This window comes from Methylocystis sp. Uni0008 (assembly GCF_056838045.1).
The window spans coordinates 235,056-254,601 of sequence record NZ_JBXEJH010000002.1; the positions used below are offsets into that span (position 1 = coordinate 235,056).

The 19,546-nt window shown below is 60.9% G+C and carries 19 protein-coding genes, 6 pseudogenes and 1 riboswitch; of the genes and pseudogenes, 9 read left to right on the forward strand and 16 right to left on the reverse strand.

The window, feature by feature from the left end; genetic code table 11:
- The first annotated feature begins 690 nt into the window (after nt 1-690).
- Entirely contained in the window at nt 691-906 is a 216-nt protein-coding gene (locus tag AC0X69_RS20960; RefSeq protein ID WP_482613525.1) for a hypothetical protein, read from the forward strand.
- A 59-nt stretch (nt 907-965) separates the two neighbouring features.
- Here the strand turns inward: AC0X69_RS20960 and AC0X69_RS20965 are convergent, their stop codons facing one another.
- A complete protein-coding gene (locus AC0X69_RS20965; RefSeq protein ID WP_482613526.1) occupies nt 966-1,265 on the reverse strand; it encodes a putative quinol monooxygenase in 300 nt (99 codons plus the stop codon).
- A 234-nt stretch (nt 1,266-1,499) separates the two neighbouring features.
- Nucleotides 1,500-1,769, reverse strand: a complete 270-nt coding sequence (locus AC0X69_RS20970) for a TIGR02300 family protein (protein ID WP_482613528.1) — start codon at nt 1,767-1,769, stop codon at nt 1,500-1,502.
- Between the two features lie 317 nt (nt 1,770-2,086).
- Between AC0X69_RS20970 and AC0X69_RS20975 the strand changes: the two genes are divergently transcribed.
- The 5 genes and pseudogenes from AC0X69_RS20975 to AC0X69_RS20995 all read left to right on the forward strand — a co-directional run bounded on the left by AC0X69_RS20975 (nt 2,087) and on the right by AC0X69_RS20995 (nt 4,909).
- Nucleotides 2,087-2,284: a hypothetical protein gene (locus AC0X69_RS20975; RefSeq protein WP_482613530.1), complete on the forward strand. Its 198-nt coding sequence runs from the start codon at nt 2,087-2,089 to the stop codon at nt 2,282-2,284.
- 687 nt (nt 2,285-2,971) lie between these two features.
- A pseudogene (locus AC0X69_RS20980) lies at nt 2,972-3,049 on the forward strand (hypothetical protein); the annotation flags it as partial.
- 15 nt (nt 3,050-3,064) lie between these two features.
- Nucleotides 3,065-4,050: pseudogene (locus AC0X69_RS20985) on the forward strand (site-specific integrase); the annotation flags it as partial.
- A gap of 509 nt (nt 4,051-4,559) precedes the next feature.
- Nucleotides 4,560-4,709, forward strand: a complete 150-nt coding sequence (locus AC0X69_RS20990; RefSeq protein WP_482613532.1) for a hypothetical protein — start codon at nt 4,560-4,562, stop codon at nt 4,707-4,709.
- Nucleotides 4,706-4,909, forward strand: a complete 204-nt coding sequence (locus AC0X69_RS20995) for a helix-turn-helix domain-containing protein (protein ID WP_482613856.1) — start codon at nt 4,706-4,708, stop codon at nt 4,907-4,909. Before AC0X69_RS20990 ends, AC0X69_RS20995 begins: the two co-directional genes overlap by 4 nt.
- Before the next feature lie 125 nt (nt 4,910-5,034).
- On the opposite strand, the pseudogene AC0X69_RS21000 reads toward AC0X69_RS20995, so the two are convergent.
- The 9 genes and pseudogenes from AC0X69_RS21000 to AC0X69_RS21040 all read right to left on the reverse strand — a co-directional run.
- Nucleotides 5,035-5,469 (reverse strand): annotated as a pseudogene (locus AC0X69_RS21000) (IS21 family transposase); the annotation flags it as partial.
- 46 nt (nt 5,470-5,515) lie between these two features.
- Nucleotides 5,516-5,935 (reverse strand): annotated as a pseudogene (locus AC0X69_RS21005) (arsenic resistance protein); the annotation flags it as partial.
- Nucleotides 5,936-6,036: 101 nt separating this feature from the next.
- Nucleotides 6,037-7,806 carry an arsenical pump-driving ATPase gene (gene arsA / locus AC0X69_RS21010; protein ID WP_482613533.1) on the reverse strand — a complete coding sequence of 590 codons (1,770 nt, stop codon included), beginning with the start codon at nt 7,804-7,806 and terminating at the stop codon, nt 6,037-6,039.
- A gap of 9 nt (nt 7,807-7,815) precedes the next feature.
- On the reverse strand, nt 7,816-8,172 hold the full coding sequence (arsD, locus tag AC0X69_RS21015) for an arsenite efflux transporter metallochaperone ArsD (protein ID WP_482613535.1): 357 nt from the start codon (nt 8,170-8,172) through the stop codon (nt 7,816-7,818).
- Between the two features lie 10 nt (nt 8,173-8,182).
- A complete protein-coding gene (gene arsC / locus AC0X69_RS21020) occupies nt 8,183-8,605 on the reverse strand; it encodes an arsenate reductase (glutaredoxin) (protein WP_482613536.1) in 423 nt (140 codons plus the stop codon).
- A 3-nt stretch (nt 8,606-8,608) separates the two neighbouring features.
- Nucleotides 8,609-9,136 carry an arsenate reductase ArsC gene (locus AC0X69_RS21025; RefSeq protein WP_482613537.1) on the reverse strand — a complete coding sequence of 176 codons (528 nt, stop codon included), beginning with the start codon at nt 9,134-9,136 and terminating at the stop codon, nt 8,609-8,611.
- On the reverse strand, nt 9,133-9,627 hold the full coding sequence (locus tag AC0X69_RS21030; protein WP_482613538.1) for an ArsI/CadI family heavy metal resistance metalloenzyme: 495 nt from the start codon (nt 9,625-9,627) through the stop codon (nt 9,133-9,135). Before AC0X69_RS21030 ends, AC0X69_RS21025 begins: the two co-directional genes overlap by 4 nt.
- The gene (locus AC0X69_RS21035) at nt 9,596-9,964 is read right to left on the reverse strand and encodes an ArsR/SmtB family transcription factor (protein WP_482613540.1); all 369 of its coding nucleotides are present in this window, start codon (nt 9,962-9,964) and stop codon (nt 9,596-9,598) included. The genes AC0X69_RS21030 and AC0X69_RS21035 overlap by 32 nt, the downstream gene beginning before the upstream one ends.
- A gap of 94 nt (nt 9,965-10,058) precedes the next feature.
- Entirely contained in the window at nt 10,059-12,482 is a 2,424-nt protein-coding gene (locus AC0X69_RS21040; protein ID WP_482613542.1) for a TonB-dependent receptor, read from the reverse strand.
- A 97-nt stretch (nt 12,483-12,579) separates the two neighbouring features.
- A riboswitch (cobalamin riboswitch) is annotated at nt 12,580-12,779 on the reverse strand.
- A 169-nt stretch (nt 12,780-12,948) separates the two neighbouring features.
- Between AC0X69_RS21040 and AC0X69_RS21045 the strand changes: the two are divergent.
- A pseudogene (locus tag AC0X69_RS21045) lies at nt 12,949-13,315 on the forward strand (chromate transporter); the annotation flags it as partial.
- A gap of 694 nt (nt 13,316-14,009) precedes the next feature.
- On the opposite strand, the gene AC0X69_RS21050 reads toward AC0X69_RS21045, so the two are convergent.
- From AC0X69_RS21050 to AC0X69_RS21060, 3 genes are all read right to left on the reverse strand, one after another.
- Nucleotides 14,010-15,269 (reverse strand): type II toxin-antitoxin system HipA family toxin, encoded by a 1,260-nt coding sequence (locus AC0X69_RS21050; RefSeq protein WP_482613544.1) that lies wholly within the window; start codon nt 15,267-15,269, stop codon nt 14,010-14,012.
- Nucleotides 15,266-15,493, reverse strand: coding sequence for a type II toxin-antitoxin system Y4mF family antitoxin (locus AC0X69_RS21055; RefSeq protein WP_482613547.1), 228 nt, complete (start codon nt 15,491-15,493; stop codon nt 15,266-15,268). The genes AC0X69_RS21050 and AC0X69_RS21055 overlap by 4 nt, the downstream gene beginning before the upstream one ends.
- 246 nt (nt 15,494-15,739) lie before the next feature.
- Nucleotides 15,740-16,387, reverse strand: coding sequence for a hypothetical protein (locus AC0X69_RS21060; protein ID WP_482613548.1), 648 nt, complete (start codon nt 16,385-16,387; stop codon nt 15,740-15,742).
- 152 nt (nt 16,388-16,539) lie between these two features.
- Here AC0X69_RS21060 and AC0X69_RS21065 point away from each other — a divergent pair, with 152 nt between their 5' ends.
- Together AC0X69_RS21065 and AC0X69_RS21070 are read left to right on the forward strand one after the other, a co-directional pair.
- A complete protein-coding gene (locus AC0X69_RS21065) occupies nt 16,540-17,100 on the forward strand; it encodes a DUF433 domain-containing protein (RefSeq protein ID WP_482613550.1) in 561 nt (186 codons plus the stop codon).
- A gap of 12 nt (nt 17,101-17,112) precedes the next feature.
- Nucleotides 17,113-17,526 carry a DUF5615 family PIN-like protein gene (locus AC0X69_RS21070; RefSeq protein ID WP_482613551.1) on the forward strand — a complete coding sequence of 138 codons (414 nt, stop codon included), beginning with the start codon at nt 17,113-17,115 and terminating at the stop codon, nt 17,524-17,526.
- Between the two features lie 45 nt (nt 17,527-17,571).
- On the opposite strand, the gene AC0X69_RS21075 is transcribed toward AC0X69_RS21070, so the two are convergent.
- Together AC0X69_RS21075 and AC0X69_RS21080 are read right to left on the reverse strand one after the other, a co-directional pair.
- Nucleotides 17,572-18,549 (reverse strand): alpha/beta fold hydrolase, encoded by a 978-nt coding sequence (locus AC0X69_RS21075; RefSeq protein ID WP_482613552.1) that lies wholly within the window; start codon nt 18,547-18,549, stop codon nt 17,572-17,574.
- A gap of 36 nt (nt 18,550-18,585) precedes the next feature.
- Nucleotides 18,586-19,308: pseudogene (locus tag AC0X69_RS21080) on the reverse strand (transposase); the annotation flags it as partial.
- Nucleotides 19,309-19,546: the final 238 nt, after the last annotated feature.

Sequence of the window (19,546 nt, forward strand, 5' to 3'; positions counted from 1 at the left end):
ACATCGAAAATCCGCTATTCGCCGCCCGCCAGGATTGCCCGAAACCTTCGTTTTCGCGACAGGCGCGGAGATGCTGCTCACGAAAGCAAAAATGCTTGCGACGAACGCGGCGACGGCATCGCATATCGCGAAACATTCTCGCGCTGCTGCTTACATTCTGGCGTTACCGGGAGTGGATTCGAAATGCGACTTTGAGGGGGCGACGACCCTTAACAGGTGGTTGCTTTCGTTTCGAGCTGGTGCTGTTACTCCTCGCGCTGCTATGGAAAGGGGACTGCGGTGAGCGCTCCGCAAAACCTCTTGTCGAAAGCGATTGGGTGTCCTTCGTGCATGCTCGGCGAACTCGGCGGCCTCATCATGGCGCGCGCAAATCGGCATTGTGCCGCTTGGGTCGTTGAGTTGTTGGACGTTGCGCCAGGAGACAGGATGGTGGAGGTTGGTTTCGGCCCCGGTGTGCGAATAGTGTGACACTATGGATTACGTAAAGCCATTGGGGCCAGTCGATGAACGAGTTCGCTCAGGATACGCCATCGGACCTTGCCACCGTCGCGCTCAGCCTTGTAGCGGAAGCAGCGGCGGCGATTAGGGCGTCAGAGGAGCAAGCGGCTCATGCGCTCCTGCGTGAGCGGGAAATCGCCAAACCAGGAGCAGTTGGGACCTGCAGAGCTCCGCGCCGAACGCGCCGAGACGATGCTGCATTTGGCCGAGGCTCAAATCGAGCAAATGATGGCCGCCGCCGAGCAGATGCGCGGTCAACTTGAACATCTGCAGTCACAACTTGCCGGGCGGGAAGCGGAATTGGCCGCATCGATACGACGCGCGAACGAAGCCGAAACCGCCACGCAAAAAATCGTCGATGCGATCCGCACACATCTCCCGGTCAAATTGAACGTGCCGACGGAATAAAGCGGCGCATCGAATGCGCTTAAACGCCCTGGCCGCATCCGCGGCGCGTTTTTTGTTTGTTAGCCCAGCTTTGCCGCCAACACATCGACCTTCCCGATTTTGGGCGGCTGCGCAAAAAGCTCCGGCGCCTTCGCCATGAGCGCTTTAGCGACTTCCCCAGCAAGATGAGCGTCTCTGCCAGTTTCGTCATTGAACACGTCGAAAATGGCGAAAGTGGTGGGTGACACTCGGATCGCGAACCAAGACACTGTGCCAGGCTCTGCTTCCACAAGCGGCAGCGCCGATTTCAAGAACGCCGCAACCTCGTGCTCCTTGCCGATCTTCGCCTCCAGCGTCGCCAAGATGCCCAATTTCACCATTGTGACCTCCTTGAGAACACGGGCCTCTGGGCCGTCGGTTTGCACCTTTCGAGACATTTTGCACAACGAAACGTCGGCGCGATATCGCATCGTTAAGGTTGAGCTAGCCGTTCAGATCTAAGAGGGCGCCGGTGAATGCTGCGTGGAGCGCGGCAGGCAAAGTCCAGCCTAGCCAAATTTTTGCGGCGACGCAGCTGAAGTTCTACTTCGGGCAAACGGCTCCTGGCGAACGGCTCAGATCGCGGTCGCCTCGCCGTCTACCGTTTTACCGTCTTCCGCGTGGTCCGTCGATGAGACGCCGTCAGCGTTCTGTGGCGCGACGGACGTCTGCCGCGCAAAACCGGGCCGAGGAAACGGCGCGCGCTTCGGCGGAGAACGCACGATCTCCACCACCTGAAATGCGGCGGCGCATTTGGGACAAACAATAGGCACGCGGTTGAGATCGTAAAAAAGAGCCCCACACGTCAGGCAACGGCGCTTCGCGCCGAGTTCGGCTTTGGCCATGAGGATTTATCCCTTCGAGGTTCGGCCCGACAGGCTGTCGGCGCGGCGATGTGCCTTCCGCATCGATGCGGGCTGGGATTTCGCTGACGCCGCGCCAACTTGGCGATAGCAGAGCGGCGACGATGCACGCGCTATGTTTGTAGGCAACGGGGAAAGGAAGCGGAAGCCCCGTCATCTCCTTTTTGAGCGTCCGTAACGAAAACACAAGCTCGCCCGCCGCGTCGCCTTAAATTGATGAAATCGGCGACGAGCTGGAGTGAACCAAATTAGCTCTGAAGCGCGCCGAGGCAAGCTTGGCGTACGCGAGGAACTTAGCAATGTCCGAAGCTGAGATGTTAATAGGAGAAATCGAATCTCTCCGCGAAACAATCCGACGCGAGTGGTTCAACATCAGGCTGGATACGCTGACGCACGATGACCGAGTTGTCATTCGAGATCATATCGAACGCTGCCACGCCGATCTGAAAATCCTGCTGGATCGGGTTATCGAATTGGCGGACGAAAATTCCATATAGCCGGCACTATTGTCCGAGCCATCAGCAAGGCGACGATGTGAGACAAAACATCGGCCACGGCGCCCATATTCAAGAATGGTCTGGCGAAGCATCTATTGGCGGTCGATCATATGTCGAGCCCGCCTTCAAGGAAAGGCTTGCTCGTTACCGACGCAATCTGCGTAGCGTGCGCTGGAATGTTTGGCATTTCGGCAAATCACGCCATGCGCGATGGAGCATAGCGCTGTCTCGATTGCGTGCGCAGCTGCTTCTCATTGCAATGAAATTGACGCGGCGGGCCGCAATCTTTCGAAAATTGAAGCCGCTTGCAAGCGCTTCAACGAACTCGAAGGCTATCTCTATTCGGACACTCGCTCGCTGACGACTACGGAAGGACTTGGCGCCAAGGCGAACGGATCGCAACCGCCAACATCGAGTCTACGGCGAAGCAATTGCTCGATCAACTCATGTGCAAATAGCGCCAGATGAGATGGTCCCGGCTAGGCGCTCAGCTGATGCTTCACGTCCGGACTGCTCATCTCAATGGAATCCTCGAACGCCACTGCGTTTGCACAACGGTTGAATGGGTTGAATAGGCGTGGCCCAATAACAACGCGTTTCGACAAACCGCCTGACCCTAGCCTTTTGCCGGTCTCGATTGAAGGTAACCGGCACGGCGGGCCGCATGAAGCCGGCAGCTATTAGCGGGTGTCAATCATTACTAGCCGCCGTCGACGGCAGAACTGGTCTGCGCATGACAAGGCGCAGATTATCGCGGAAAGCCACGAGTCGGACGCGAACATCTCGGAAGTAGCGCGGCGTAATGGCGCTTCTCATCTCGCCGCGCTCTCGGAAAAAGCCCGCGATTACGCCCGCGCCGCGCGCTCGCAAAACACCCAGCGCGCCTATGACGCCGACTGGCGGCAGTTCGCCGCCTGGCTGCGTCGCCAGGGGTCTTGATCCCCTGCCTCCGGATCCGCAGACCGTCGGCCTCTATCTCGCCGCCTGTATGGAGGGCGAGGTCTCTGCCGGCGCGCGAAACATCGGCGGAATCTCTGCCGGCACGGTCGAAATATGCCGGTCGCGCGCATCGAGCGGTTCCCCGAGCTGGCGGTAGCGCCAGCAAATCCCTGAAAGCCGACGCTCGAGCGTGGCGATCGAAACCGGCGCGCGGCCTCCGGCGCCGATGTTTCGTGCGGCTCGCCGGCATTCGCCGCCGCCATGGCCGTCCGCCAGCCCGAAAGAGGCGATCTTCGCCGACGAGCTCATCGCCACGAACGCGCCGCGACCGGCGCCGATGCGTCGAGCGCCGGCAAACGAACTGGCGCGGATAGATCCAGCGCCAGCCACAACGAAGGCGGCCTACTGTTAACGATCAACGGCAAGACCGGCTGGCGCGAGGTTGAGATCGGTCGCGGCTCTTCCCCCTCACCTGCCCCGTCGCCCTGCTCGAGACCTGGATGCGTCTCGGCCGGATCAGCCACGGGCCGCTGTTTCGGCCTGTCGCGCGCAAGAACGGCGGCGTCGCCGCAGAGCGGCTGACCGACAAACACGTCGCCCGGCTGGTGCAGAAAACGGCGCTCGCCGCCGGCATTCGCGGCGAGCTGACGGAGGGTGAACGACGGCGCGCCTTCGGCGGTCATAGCCTGCGCGCCGGGCTCGCCTCGTCGGCGCAGATCGAGGAAGCGCATGTCCAAAAGCACCTCGGCCACGCCAGCCCCGAAATGACGCGGCGCTATCAGCGCAGGCGCGACCGCTTCAGGGTCAATCTCACCAAGGCGGCGGGTTGTAGCTGGCGGACGCCGCCGGTCCCTCACTTGCGGCGCGCAACCAGCGTTACCCCCGCGGCGCGGATGCCTCAAAAGCGCGGCTTTGTTGTCGACCAATAAAATTTGATCCTCTATTCGGCGCACGCGCCTTCGTAGATACCCCTTTGGGGTATATTGCGCCGATGAGAAGCGCGTCGCTGATGACCGGTGTCGAGACGGCCCTATCTGGCCGACGCGGCACAACTCATGGACGAAGCCGAATGGATCGAAGCGGTCAACGCAATTGCCGCTGATCCTCAAGCAGAAGACGTGATCTCAGGCACAGGCGGCTTGCGAAAAGTTCGAAGTCCGCTGAAGGGCCGCGGAAGGTGGTGGGCTACTCATCACCTTTTCCCACGACGCAGACATGCCGGTGTTCATCATCGCGGTCTACGCCAAGAATGTGCAGGGTGATCTCGACTCCAGACAACGCGAAGCGGCGACGGCGCTCACCACGGCAATTCGCGCCCAGTCCGGGAGGTAGCGGTATGGACGGCAAGGATTTCGGTAAGCTGATTGCAGGCCTCGAAGACGCCCTGGCTTACGCAAAAAAGTTCAGAAAAGCCCAAGCGCGCGATAACATCGCGTCAAGGTCGATCGCTCGTTCGTCGCGGAAACGCGTCTTAGGGCAGGCCTGACGCAGGAGGAAGTTGCAAAGGTCACCGGGGCGTCTCTCGGGACAGTGCGCAAGTGGGAAAGCGGAGAGCGATCTCCCTCGGGCGCCGCCGGAATGTTGGTGCGAATTCTTGCGCGCGATCCGGCGTTGGTGATCAAGGAGGCGGGTCTTGCGAGGACAGTGACCCGCCGGCGTCCAAGCCGCTCCGACAAAGCCGCATGACACAACGCCCGAAGGGAACCACCGGCCTGGTTCGCTCACAAAGTTCGGGCGTGGGACGATGTCTACGCGACGCCTGGATCGACAGCATCCCAGGAATCAGGTGCGGTGCGCCGGTTATTAAGGGCACGCGCAGGCAGGATCGCCGCGCCGTGATGATCGGCGAATTCGAGATAGCTGCAGTTCAGACCCGGCTCATAACGATCCGGGTTGGTGCCGGCGCCTTCAGATTGTCGCAAACGACGAACTTCGGCACGCCGCCGAGAATAGCGAAGAGGTCGACGTGGACGCCGATCCAGTCGGCGATCTGTTCGTGGCCCGCGGCTGCGCAAAAATATAGTCGACGCCCCCATGACCGCGACGAACAGCTTCATCGGCCGCATTTCGCCGGTCATCAGATCGACGACGACGGTCGTCGCCGGTAAAATCGACGAAAGGTTTTTCGCCCGCGGCATGGCTCTGCCGCATAGGCGGGCGAAGTCGGCTCTTGAAGACGGCGCTGCGATCGCAGAACCAGCTGTAGCTGAACCCGTCTGGATGGGGCCGCGATATTCTTCCCAAAGATGAGCCAGAGCGACGCCTGCCGACGCCACGGCGGGCGGCGGCGGGAACCTGTGACAGCGTGAAATGCGGCTCGCCATCCACGAGGTTCGACCAGACGAAGACCATGGCCGTGCACGGCGCGTCGACCAGCAGGATCAGGCCCGCAATATAGCTGTCGATTCGGTCAGCAGGCAGGAACGGCCTGAACAGGTGAGAGATGAGATCCAGCCGAGCAGCGCCACGGAGAAGGGCTTCACCAGCCAGTTAGTCCCGAACCGTCACGCGATCCCGCGCCAATGCTCCTTGACCTGCCCCAGGGCGCCAAGATCGATCTTGAGCAGCATCGGGATAATCATCAGCCAGAACAGCACGGCGACGGGCAGATTGACCTCGACGATCGTAGAGCCGCCAATGCGTGGAAAACGTCAGGCACGGCCTGACCAAAGACGACGCCGCCACGATGCAGAGCGCGACCCAGAGCGTCAGGTACCACTCTCGAAGACGCCCATAGCGGGCGCGTTTCCTATCGCGGGATTACCGGCGAGGGTTGTGGCTTCATCTCATGATGCTCGACTTCCAATGGCATTTCAGACGGGTTCGGTCGCATAGCCCGCCAGTTCGAGAAGACGCGGCACGCCGACTGGCTCTTCGCTCAACAGCGGCACGACAGCGTAGCGGCGCGCATGGACCGTTGCGACTTTCTCCACCTCATGCAGTTCGTTCCTGGCGCGCCGTTGCAACAAGGGAGAATGCGGGCGCGCCGCCGCGATACTGTTATTGATGACCCATGCCCAAGGCTTAATGCCCGCACGACGCAAGTCCGCCTGAAGATTTGCCGCTTCGAGGACGGGCGTCGTTTCCGCGAGCGTCACGAGCAGAACCTTGGTTCTGCGCTCGTCCTGAAGCTGCATCATCGGCGTCGTGTAATGCGCCCGCTTTGCGTCCAGCATCCGCGCGACCTCGCGATGATAGGCCCCCGTCGCGTCCAACAGCAGCAGGGTGTGACCCGTCGGCGCGGTGTCCATGACCACGTATTTCTCGCCCGCCTCACGGATGATGCGCGAGAAGGCCTGAAAGACGGCGATTTCTTCCGTGCAGGGCGAGCGCAAATCTTCTTCGAGCAAGGCGCGCCCCTGCGCGTCGAGCTTCGCGCCCTTCGTCTTCAGCACCTCTTGCCGGTAGCGTTCAGTCTCGGCGTGCGGGTCGATGCGGCTCACCGTCAAATTATCCAGTGACCCATGCAGCGTTTCGGCAAGGTGTGCGGCAGGATCGGAAGTTGTGAGGTGAACCGGCAGGCCGCGATGCGCCAGTTCGACGGCGACCGCTGCCGCCAGCGTTGTTTTGCCGACGCCGCCCTTGCCCATTAGCATGACGAGGCCATGACCATCGGCGGCGATGCCGTCCACCAGTTCCGAGAGGCTGGGCGCGTGCATCTCGACCGGTTCGCCGACAGCGGCGTCCAGGTGCGGCGGCGTCTCAACGAGGAGCTGACGCAACGCATCAATTCCAACGAGATTGAACGGCTTCAAAGGCACATAGTCGCATGGCAGGCTGCGCAGGGCGCCGGGCATTGCCGCCAGAGCGGCCTGCTCGCGCGCGTAGAGGGCGGCGGCGAGCTCATCGAGCGCCGCCTCTTCCTTCGGCAACAGACCGTTCACGATGAGAAATTGCTGTCGAAGCCCGATAGCCGCTAGTTCCTCATGCGTGCGCGCGGCTTCGCGTAGCGCAGAGTTTTGCGCACGTGCGACGAGGATCAGGCGCGTGCGCTGACCGTCGGCCAAAGCGCCAACGGCGGCGCTATATTGCGCGCGCTGCTTTTCCAGACCGGCGAGCGGGCCGAGGCAGGAGGCGTCGCCCTTTCCCGCCTCAAGGAAGCCGCTCCACGCGACGGGCAGTTGTAACAGGCGGATGGTGTGTCCGGTCGGCGCCGTGTCGAAAATAATGTGATCGTATCCCGCCGTGACGGCCGTGTCCGTCAACAGCGCCGTAAATTCATCGAAAGCGGCGATTTCGGTCGTGCAGGCTCCCGAGAGCTGCTCTTCGATGCCCTTCACTACGGCTTCCGGTAGCTTTCCGCGGACCGGGCCGACGATGCGGTCACGATAGGCTTGCGCGGCGGCCTGCGGGTCGATTTCCAGCGCGGAAAGGTTCGGCGCCGCATGAATCGCCGTGATTTTGTCGCCGATGCTGACCCCGAATACCTGCCCGACATTCGACGCCGGATCGGTGCTGACGAGCAGCACGCGGCGGCCGGCTTCAGCGAGCTCTATCGCCGTCGCGCAGGCAATCGAGGTTTTGCCCACGCCGCCCTTGCCGGTGAAAAAGAGGAAGCGCGGAGGCTGCTCAAGAAATTTCATTGCGCACCCTCAGCAACAGGACGACGCGCCGCTACAACATCCCTGTTTCGCTTCATTGATCTCCTTTACCGCCGCCCAGCGCGCCAATTCGGCGCGGCTCGGGTAACGCCCGGCAAGCGCAATTTCGCCGTCAACGAGGATCAGCGGCAGGGCTTCCTGTCCCGACCGTTCCAAAAAGCCCTTCACCGTGGCGTTGTCAGCAAAAACCAGGGGTTGCTGGGCGAGATTGAAACGTTCGACGCGCGCGCCGTTCTGCTTCGCCCAGTCCACGTCAGCGGCGAAGGTGACAAGCGCCTCATCGGTTTCGACGCCGCAGACGCCGGTGCTGCAACAAAGTGCGGGATCAAAAACTTGAATGGTCGTCATATTCGTCCTTTCAGGATTGAGGTTGAGCGGCTCTGCCGACGACGACTTCGCCATCTTCCTTGGTGAATTCGCCAATGTCGGGATTAGGGAGAATATCGAGCACGGTCTCCGAGGGACGGCACAGCCGCACGCCCTTCGACGTTATGACTAACGGGCGGTTGATGAGGATCGGGTGTTCGAGCATGAAGCCGATCAATTCCTCTTCCGTCCACATTGGATCACTGAGGCCGAGCGCGTCATAGGGCGTGCCTTTCTGGCGCAACAAATCGCGCGCTGAAATGCCTATGGCTTTGAGCAACTCGACAAGTCGCTCGCGCGTCGGCGGATCTTTCAGATATTCGATGACCACCGGCTCTTCGCCGCTCTGGCGGATCATCGCCAGCGTGTTGCGCGAGGTGCCACAGGCGGGGTTGTGATAGATGGTGATGGTCATCGTTCAGGCATCCGCTTTGTGACCGTGACTTGCGCCTTCAAGCTCGCCGATCTCACGCAAACGATCCCTGAGCGCCAATTTGTCGAGTCGCTTGATGGGCGTTGCGAGCAGGTAAGAAATCCGGAGCCTGAGGTAACGGAATGCATCATTGAACGCTTTTATTTTTTCGATCTCCGTTCCTTCAATCGCCGCCGGGTCCTCGACGCCCCAATGCGCTGTCATCGGCTGTCCCGGCCAGATCGGACAGACCTCGCCGGCGGCGTTGTCACAGACGGTGAAAACGAAATCCATTTTCGGCGCGTCAGTTCCGGCGAACTCCTCCCAGTTCTTCGAGCGGAATCCTTCTGTCGGATAGCCATATTCCTCGAGCGTTTTGATCGCATATGGATTGACGACCCCTTTGGGGTGGCTGCCCGCCGAAAACGCATTGAAACGGCCGGCGCCATCCCTGCGCAGGATGCTTTCCGCCATGATCGAGCGCGCCGTGTTGCCGGTGCAGAGAAAGAGGACGTTGTAGACATGGTCAGTCATTGGCTTTCTCCCGCTCCAGAACAACAGGCGGCTTCAATCGGCGCAGGCTTCGCGCCGCAACAGGGGGAGGACTCCTCCTTCACAGCGCTGCTGCGGAATCCGACAAGCGCCACGTCGTCGCCGTAAATCGTACTTTCGCTGGTAGTCAGGAAGGACTCCCACAAGAGCCCCTGCGGGTCGGAGGTCCAAGCCTTCTCTGACTGAGCGTAGCAGCATGTTGTCGCGCCTTCTTCCAGCACAGGCCGCTCCGCCTGCTGCAGGCGTCCATAGACTTCTTTCAGCTCTTCGGGAGTCTCGACCTCAATGCCGAGATGATCGACGCCAGCCTGTCCGCCTCGCGCTGAAATCGCGAAGTTCACCCGCGGATCGTCGAGCATCCATTTCGCATAATCGGGTTTGGCGACTGTCGGCTCAGACCCGAAAAGCGCGGTGTAAAACCGGATTGACCCCGAAAGGTCATCAACGGACACGTGCACGTGCAGACGTTTCATGACGTTCCTTTGGCTGGCAAGTTGAAGCAGCTGCGGATCCGCAAGAGGCGGTTGCGCCTTGGCAGCAATTCTCGGTCATGTAGGCAAGCAGCGCGTTCATGACCGGATAGGCCGCAGAGTAGATCAGCGACCGACCTTCCCGCCGGAAGGTCACGAGGTCCGCGTGTTTGAGTTGGTTCAGGTGAAAAGACAGAGTTGCGGGCGGAAGCCCCAGCCGTGCGCCGATTTGCCCCGCAGGAAGCCCGTCGGGTCCCGCCTGCATAAGCAGGCGGAATATATCCAAACGCGTCTCATGACCGAGCGCGACAAGGGCGGCGATGGCTCCCTGCTTTTCCATATTTCTAATATGATGGAAATATATGGTGGGTCAAGCCTGCCGAGCTGTGCAAAAAATTACGAAAAATCGAATCTCTCATTCATTGCGCCGATGCCTACGGTAGCTGAGAGAGAGACTCGGCGAAGTCAGGAAGTACGTTGATCGGTTGTTCAAAGTTCAGCGGCCCTGCCAGCGTAACGCGCACGGCTGCGGGCTCGAGTGGTTTGAAATGGCGGTCCATGACTCCGACGCTGCAGACTTGCGCGGGCGCGACGCCGGAAGCGCATTGGAGGTAAAGCGGATCGTTCGGCAGCAGCGAGCCATATGCGAAAGTGATTTGATCGGAGCGGGAGTTGAAAACGTTGAACGCGTCGAACTGCAGCCGCCAGCCGTCCGCCCATCGATAACCCAGTCTGGCGTTCAACGAGCCAGTGGCCGGCGAATTGAAATAGCCGTCTTCGGTTAAAGCTCTTGACCCGAAGTAGCGATATTTGAGAGCGCCGAACCATCCGGTCGCCTCCCCCAGCTCCAATCCCCCCATCGCCGTCACCGCTATGGCGTTCGGCAGATAATTCCCGGGCGCATTGCCGAGAAACGTCCCGTAGGGCAATGCGGCCGGCGTAATCAAATCGAGCCATGCCAAGGTCTGCGCCAGGTCGACGCCGCGATAGCGCGCATGAACGAGCGCGACGTCGCCATCGAATCTGATCCAGTGGTTCGGGGCGTATCTGTTGACGAATTCGATCCCATATCTTCGACTGGGGCGACCGAAAATGGTCGTGCCGCTGTCGCCGACGAACTGGTTTTCTGATTCGAGATTGAGCCAGAACAAACTGACGCTGGAATCGAGCCCCTCCAGGAATTTGGTGCGGGCGCCGATCTCCGCCCCGCGCGATTTAACGAGCAACGGAATCGAAGCCGCCTGAACGAAGCCGTCGCTATCTGCGAGTTCCGATGTGGAGTATCGCAGCACTGTGCCTCTGGCGTCGGTTGAATGGAAGCCTTCTCCATAATTGGCGAATAATTCGGTCTTGTAGAAAGTGCCAACGATGATCGAGGCCTTCGGACTGAACAGCGCCGCGCTCTTGACGCCTTGATTGAACGGGCCAGTGAGCAGAAAGGCCGGCAAGCCGGCGCTCGTCGCGAGTTTCGGGGCATCGAGCAGCGTTTGAAGCGAGCGGACGTCCGCATTGTAATAGTCGAAGCGCGCCCCAGTGACGGTCTTCAGCCAGGGCGTCCAGCGCACCGTGGTATCGGTCCAGACGCCGATGCTGCCTTCGCCGACGGCGTTGTTGCTGAGCGTGTCATAGAGTTGGCGGCGGACGCTCTCCTGCAATCCGAGACGAATGTCGTCGTAGCGTCCCTGACAACCGATGCGGGTCTCGACTGGTGCGCCATTGAGGTCGGCCCATCTGATCGCATGCTGCGCGTTGATGCCGACGATCGTGCGGTAGTCGAACTGGCGGATCTGGTCGCCCAAATTCTGATGCGTCAGGAAATAGGTGTAGTTGCTGTAGAGGTCCAAGGTCGAATGGACGACATAACCCTCGACGCGTGTGGCGTGATCGCCTTCAATCTGACTCCAGCGGGATGAGAGCGAGAAGCGCGTCGTCGCGCCGCCCGCGGTTGGGTCCATCGTGCCCCACATCGACAATAGCCCGGAGCTGACGGCGCGAAGCGGAATTTGGTCGGTTCCATACCATTTGTTGGCGTAGCCCATGAAAGTCACGGAGGCGCCGTCGTCCTGCGTGCCGCGCGACCAACGCAACACGCTGTTGATGCGACGCATGTTGTCGCCGCGCTCCCAAGGGCCATTGTAATATTGCGCCTCGACCGCGCCATAGGCGGAGCCGCCGGCGAAGTCCCGGTAGGGCGCGACGGCAAGAACTCTCGCATAGGCGAAGCTGCCGCCGGTCAGCTGATAGAAGCCTCTCTCGATCGTATCCTTGTATTGCATGTAGATCGAGCCGGCCGAAGAGAAGTCGCCGTCCTGCGCGTCGTAGGGCCCCTTGCGGGCAAGCACGTAAGACAAGAGTTCGGGAATCAGGAAATTGCTGTCGGCATAGCCTTGGGCATGGCCATGCGTGCGCATATTGAGAGGCATGCCGTCGAGATAAAGCGCCAGATCAGTGCCGTGATCGAGATTGAAGCCGCGGAGAAAATACTGGTTCGCCTTGCCTTCCCCGCTGTGCTGGGTGACGACGAGGCCGGGAACGATCTCCAGCGCGTCGCCGGGGCGAGCGAAGGGCAGCGCGTTCACTTCTTTGCCGGTGAAGAACTGCTCGCTCGCCGCCGTGATCGGCGGCGTTTTGGGTCCCTGCTCACCGACTGCGGAGATGACGGGCGAAGCGCGAGGGGGCTGCGGCGCCGCATGAGCGCGTATTCGTCCCGTCCCTGGCGCATGAGAATGGACTGCCGGGGCGGTCCGATGCCCGCCGACTTGTATCGTGGGAAGCGCGGTTTGAGCCAGTGCGGTTAAAGGATACAGCGCCGCGCATGTCGCAGCGAGGAAGCGAGCCCAGACTGAATGAACAGGCATTGCAACGCTCGCAGCAGACGTGGACCGTTACTGCGAAGGGCCACGCCTACCACGATAGGCTTTGCCCGCATCGGTGCACCCCGCCCGACGCTATCGCGCGTAACCACGAGTGACGGCAGGTCTCCTGGCTCGCGGGTCGTCGCTCAAAGGCCGCCTTCCCGGAAGATGGCTCCAGTGGCATATTGGTCTTTGGCTCGCCGCTCACAGTTGCGGGGGCAGCAGCGGCATTGCGCGAATGAGCGCGCACCGCATTCCCTTTAGATCCCTTTTGGGGGAACCGTCGCTGACAGTAAGCATTGAACGCGATTTTTTCGTCAAGCCGATTAATTGGGACGCTGTCCCGCCTGTGTCATTTTCTGGGGAGTGATGCAGAAACATCACAGGTCGTTCTATGGTGTTAGCGATGGCTTTATGGTGCGACGCGGTCATTGCGTTTGGCAAAACCGCAACGCCTGTTCCATCTACATGGTTAGTCCCAGTCGCCGCGATCCCGTTTGTTGCCGGTCGCGGGGACGTCTTCTGCCAAATTGCGGTGTTTTTCAGCAAAATGGCTGTCGCGAGCTTTGGCGGAGCATACGCGGTCCTCGCCTATGTCGCGCAGCGGGCCATCAAAACCCATCACTAGCTGACGCCTGCGGAGATGCTCAATGAGCTCGGCATGGCGGAAACGACGCCTAGCGCGCTGGCCATGGTCTTGCAGTTCGTGGGCTTTATGGCGGCGTTTCGCTCGCTAGGCGACTTGCCGCCCCTTCTGGTTGGGAATGCTCGGCGCGTTGCTTGCAATCTGGGTCAGCTTCGCGCCCTGCTTTCTCTGGATATTTCTCGGCGCGCCATAATTGCCGAAGGGCAACCCCTCCACAAATGCCTCCGTGCGCTTGGGTTCTTTACCCCAGATAATTAGAAACCCCGCCAGCGCCAGCAGGAGCAAGGCGAGCATAAATGATGTGAGCCCCGGCAGAAACCGCAATCCCCAAGGCAATTCCCATCTTGGTTCTATAGTTCATTGTAGCCTCTCCTGGGCGTCACGGTCGCTTTGTGCATCACCGTGTTTCACTCGCTTTGGCCGGGATTAGATCGAGCCTCGATTAGACGAACTTTGTCGGAGGTATGGCGAGCCCTCAATGCTGCAGCAACAGCATTACCCCGCCCAAAATCACAGCGATCAAGATGGATTCGCCTGGCCGCGCTATGGAAAGAGATCTCCGGAAATGGAATCACTGCTCACTGAAGCGTTTGCCAGATATTTTTGAGCGCGTTTTGGGTCGTGTCCCCAGTGATGGTGTAGCTGGGTGGGAGCAAGCCGTTCGCGACGCGCGCTTTTCATAGCGCCGTAGCGAGCGAGCGGCTTGCGGCGTGTGCGAACCAGCGGCATGAAGCTGAAAAAGGCTCGCGATCATGAGGTCGCGATGCGCCGTATATGGGTTTCACCGCGTCACGAAACGCAGCGAGGGCTGCCTTCGCCGCTTCGTCGCGATACTCCCGGTGCTATCCCCTGAATGGTCTTAATCATCATTCGTCACGATCTGCTTAGGCTCGATCACAAACCTGGAGCAGATGCGTCGCGCGAGTCTCTATAACGGCGCGTACTTCTTTCAGTATGTCGTGTGAGATGCCCTCGGCTTTCAGCTCCACGACAAGCCTGTCCGCTTCGGCCCTGATCTGCCCTGCGATATCACCCATATCCTTCACAAGCAGGCGCTGTGCGCCTCTAGTCTCCGGCACAAGCGTCAACCACTGCTTCAAGTCGATCGTGTCCGGAACGGCCCGGTCCCCGATCGCCATGGCGAGTTTCTTCGCGAGGTGCGGATAGGCAGCTGTGCATACGACATCATAAAGCGGCGCGAGATCAGGTACGCGCCCCCGATAGAGCAGCGCATAGTTCTTGGCGTGAGCGTCTGCATTGCCAACGAGGTAGTGGAAAATCATCATCCGGATGAAGTTGAGGCGGTCGGCGGCCGGACGCGCGGTGGCGCGGTCGATCAGACCGAGCGAAGCCAAAGTGCCCGGTCCGCCTTCCTCCTCATATTTGAGCTCCGGCGGGACGCTCAACGCCTGGCAGAAATCCTCCTGGTGCAGGCGGGTGATGGAGCCATCTTCATGCCGGCGCCGGTCATAGCGCTCAACGAGCAGGAATGAGACGTTGCCGGCCCGGCGCATCTGCACGGCAGGCACGGGAAGTTTTAGACGCGCCGCGAGGCGGAGGCAGAATAGTTCGTTCTCCACGGTTCCTTCGAGCGCCTGCATGAAGGGCTTCAGAATATGGGTGGTCGGTCGCCCGCCTTTGGCGAGCCCGATTTCCTCTCCCTCGACGCAGACGGCAAGTTTGTCCTGCGCTCCGGCGAGGGACAAGCGCACACCCTCCTCGCCTCCCAGCAAGGGGCGGTCGCGCAGCTTGCCGATTATTTCTTCGAGCCGCTCTGTGCTGAGAATTTCGACGCCGTCGTCATCCGGCGCGGGTGGTATCTGTCCCGCCGGATAGAGCGACAGAGCGCCGGCACATTCTCCGCCGATCACTTCCAACAGGCCAAAAGCATTGCCTGCTGAAATCCCGAGCGCTCCCGCAAGACGCTGGCGGGCGCCTTCGTCCGGCAGAAGCCCCGAGAAAAACGGACGGACAACCCGGTCTGCGTACGGCGCGTCCTGCGGCGGCATTGAAAACGAAATCGCGCGCGGCTCTTTGGCCGCGCGGTATTGAGGGTCATAAGAAAAGCTGAGGGCGCCGCCGTCGTCCTGACTGAGGGCGCCTGCCTTTGTTTCAGCGAACCAGACATCCAGCAGATGCGTCATGGCGCGCTCTCCCGGCGGCTGCGTACGGATACGGTCAGGCCCAGCGCTGCGGCCACCTGTAAGGCACGACCGAGCTGGCAGGTGTCCTTGCCTGCTTCGAGTTCCCGCACAAAGCGAACGCCCACGCCGGTCAGCCCGGCGAGCTGTTCCTGCGTCAATTTCTGTGCCTTGCGCTCTTCACGGATAAGAGTGCCGAGGCTTTTAGCGTCTATGATCGTTTGCATAAATCATCCCTATCGGGACGATATACCAGCCCAACCTATTTAGAATCCATAAAAAAGAACCGATCGGGATGATTATCAGAGGCGGCCCCCACAAGTTTCCAAAAAACATCCCGTTCGGGACGATTCTTCTGACCAACGGCTGTGCGGTTCGCACGGCAACGGCCCTCTGAGGGCCTGCCAGTTTGACGGGGAGCGGAAATGCTAAGTCAGACTTAGCAAAAATGCAGGGCGCCGGGTCGGTAGGTGTTAGCGGCGGGTCGGGTTGCAGGGCGGCGCGGGGCGCGCCGCCCTGCCGCCTATGCAGCCCTGACCGTCCGGAAGAACGCGTGCCCAGGGCGGGGGCAGAGCCCCCGGCCCCGGCCTTACTTCGCCAGGGATCGTCACCCGCAGGGGCGGAGACGGCAGGCTTCGCAGCGGCCGTAGAGCCCGTTCCCGGTGCGCGGGAGGCGCGCTTTTAACCGGCAAAGAGCGGTAGATCAGGCCCGGTGCTGCCGTGACCCAGACGGCCACCGGGAGAGCAGCCGCACTCGGGGCAATCTGGATCGGTTCGTGGCGCCGACAAGGACATATTCCGCGCGCGGCTGTTATAGCGCGCAAAATCCAGCGACAAGTCAGGATCCCCAAGCCCGTTATGTAAAGCAGGAAATCATCACAGGCATGCGCCGCCCCCACGGCATTCAACGTGATAACGCTCGGCGCGACAACCTCGTCATCGTCGATATAGCGCTGCCCTTTCCGTTCCCGCTCCGTCTTCGCCTCGTCGGCCAGCTTGCCCGGATTGATGAGCTGGTTGCACCACAGACGGTTCATACCGGGCCGCAAGGGACGAACGACGCTGAATATGTCGGCCATCGAGCCGCCGGCATCAACGGAGACTTTGCTGCCGATCTGCACGCTGGTAATCAGGTACTGGTGGACGATCGCCTACGAGCAGACGGGCACGCATCTCGTCAGCGGCGAGGAAGATGTAATCGCATTCCTCCTTACAGGGAGCGGTCGAGCCGTATATATTCATCTGTCGGAAAAACATTATGCCGGCGTAGTTGTTGTCGAAATCCGAGGCTGCCTTCTTTGCAGGGCTCGACGGCAGGGTCATCGACCGCGCGATCGATCGACTGCGCATCGGCCGGCCCTTCGTGCAACGCCGCCGACGCGCGCGTCTCCTGACGCCGAAAGGCGCTTTCCTGATCGCAGGCGATCACCTGATCGCGCGCGACATCGCTGCGCCAGCGCGTAAAGAGTTGCGCAAGCGTCTCGCCGCGCTCTTGAAGAAGAAGCCGATCGAAGCCGTTGAGCAGCTCGCGGTTCCCTCCTCTGCGTTACCGATGACCGTCGACTTCAAGCCAGACAGCGTGGCTAAACGTCTATCCACGCTCGAGGCGGCGCTCGCCTTGATCGTCGAAGACGACGAGGTCCAGGCGGGGCGCGCGACCTTTCGCGGCACGAGAATTCTCGTGCGGCCGATCGCCGCCGCTTTGCGGCGCGGCGTCCAGCCTGACGAACTTCGCCAGGATCACGGGCTCTCGGAGGAGCGGATAGCTGCCGCACGCGTCTATGCGGATGCGCGGCCACAGCGGGGTCGTCCGCAGATTTCGCCTCCGGGCTGAGTTTGCCGCTTGATGCGATTTCTGATCGACGAGAACCTCTCGCCGATGCTCGTCGATCTCGCGCGCGAACGCGGTTACGAGACGATGACCCTGGGCGATCTCGGCGTGTTGAACGCCAAGGACTGGACCTTGCTGGAAAAGATTCAGAACGAAGACTGGACGCTCGTCATCAACAACGTTCAAGAAATCCGCAAACGTTACGCTCACGGAGCCGTCTTCCTCGCTGATGTCGACTCCGGGCGAGACGTGCGGCGGCTGGCCTTTGCCCTGGCCGTCGATGACATTGATCCCGACGCGGACCTCGTCAATTTTGCGCAGGTCACCATCTTCGCCAACAAAGGGGGGAACGAAAATCGAAAGAACCGTTTCAAAAAACTCCTTGAGTCCCCGAACTGCAGGCCAAACCCCAGCATCGAGCCGACGTAAACGTCGGCCGCGGTCCAGACGAAGGCGACGCCGATAGGCAAGCCTTCATGACGAAGCCTTCCCAACGAGCGGCGCCTGAAAGGCGAGCAAATGCTCGACCACCGCATCGGGCCTGTCGAGCGGCAGGAAATGCCCACCCATCGCCACCGTCGCCATTTTTGCGCCTGGCACGATCTGGCGATCGTGTTCTCGTTCGTCTGGCCGCGACCAGTCGCGATCGCCCCAGAGCAGGAGCACCGGAATCTTGATGTTGGAATAGGCTTTCGTCGCCGTCTCCCAACTCTCGGCGTTGCGCAGCAGACTGAGGAAGGCGCGATAATGACCGCGTCGGTTGCCGACCAGATACATCTCCTTTAGCAGCTCAGGCGAAATATGCCGCGGGTCGGATACGCCGCCGTCGAGTACCGACTTCATGATGAAGAATTGACGCAGGCGCATCACTGTGTCGCCGAGAACCGGCAGATCCGCCAGGGCGACGAAGAGACGCGCGAGAAACGAGCTGCGCGCCATCCCGCGCCCCTTGGCGTAATCGTAGGGATTGATCGCCACAACGCGCGAAACCCGCGCATTGTTGCGCGCCGCGAGGATGAGAGAGATCGAGGCGCCGATTGAAACGCCCGCGAGCGTCACATCATGTAGGTCCAAAACTTCGAGATAGCTTTCGATCGTCTCAACAAAATAGTCCGCGTCGTATTTCGCGGGCGGTATGTCGGAATAGCCGTGACCGGGATAATCGACCGCATACACGGTGAAACTCTTCGCCAACTCGGGGACGACCTTCTCGAAGAGGTCGAGTTGCGTCCTCAGCGTGTGCAAAAGAACCAGCGTAGGGCCTTCGCCCGTCTTGATGTAGCGAAGGCGGACGCGGTTGACGCTGACATATCGGATCGGGATGTCCGGCGCCCAGGAAACGCGCTCCGGAGTTGGCGGGACAGGCCGCATCGCCTCGACGAGGAGCGAAAGGGGCACGGTGGCGCCCACAGCGACGAGACTGATGATACCGAAGATCACAACATCCGACATAGCGTCCTCCTATGACTCGACGACGACGTCGCTCTCGGCGAGCGCTTGGCAAGCGAGAATGTAGCCGAAAGCTGCCTCGTCCATTTTTTCTGCACGCCGCCGCCGGCACGCCCATTCGGAAACACACGCAACGATCCTCGAAAGCCCGAAGCGCGAAGACGTCGCCAGAGTTCAGCGCCATTGCGACTGGCGGCAGCCCATTGCGCATCGAGCCACGGAAGATGCGGCTCTAGGGAACTCTGTCGGGTGCGGAAAATATCCGAATGCTGGCCGCGCAGGATCTTTCGAACGAGCCCACGACTTTGACCCGTCTCCCGCACAATCTGCTTGATCGTCGCGCCGCCCTCGGCCCGAGCGAGAATGCCGGCGTTGACCTCTTCGCGTCGCAAATAGCCCCTCGTATTGAAGACGCTCTGCAGCGGTGAGCAGCGTCGGGTCGATAAACGCCGCGCCGAGCGCCGATCTTATCGGGCGCATCGATTTGCGCACGGCGTCGAGGAAGGCGACGCAGGCGTTTTCCATTAAATGCCAGCGATCGGCGACTTGGAGGGCGCCGGGGAGCGCCTTACGCGCCGCGAGCGCAAAGCCACCGCCGCGGTCTCTCGCGACGATAGCGATCTGCGGCTGTCCGGTGAGCCATGCCTGCGCCGTCGCCGGCTCTCCGTCCGGCAGGAGTTCGATCGGACGATGGCGCTCGAGGTCGCAAATGATCGCCCCACAGCGTTGATTTCGTTTTCAGCCCCAGTCGTCGATTCCCATCGAGGCAGCGGCCAGGACGGTCGGCGACGGTCAAGGGATCCCCTGCAATTTTAGCAGCAGCACGACCGATCTCCGCGAGTCAGACCGAGGCTCCCCTCCGACGAAAGCTCCGTATGCGGTATCCAACCCGCGAATGAGAAACGGCTCAACCGTCGGAAATCACGCCGCGTCCCGACCTCTGCCTAGCCGAACATGTTCGCCCTCGCCTAATACGAGACGGAGTCCATCGCGCACGCAG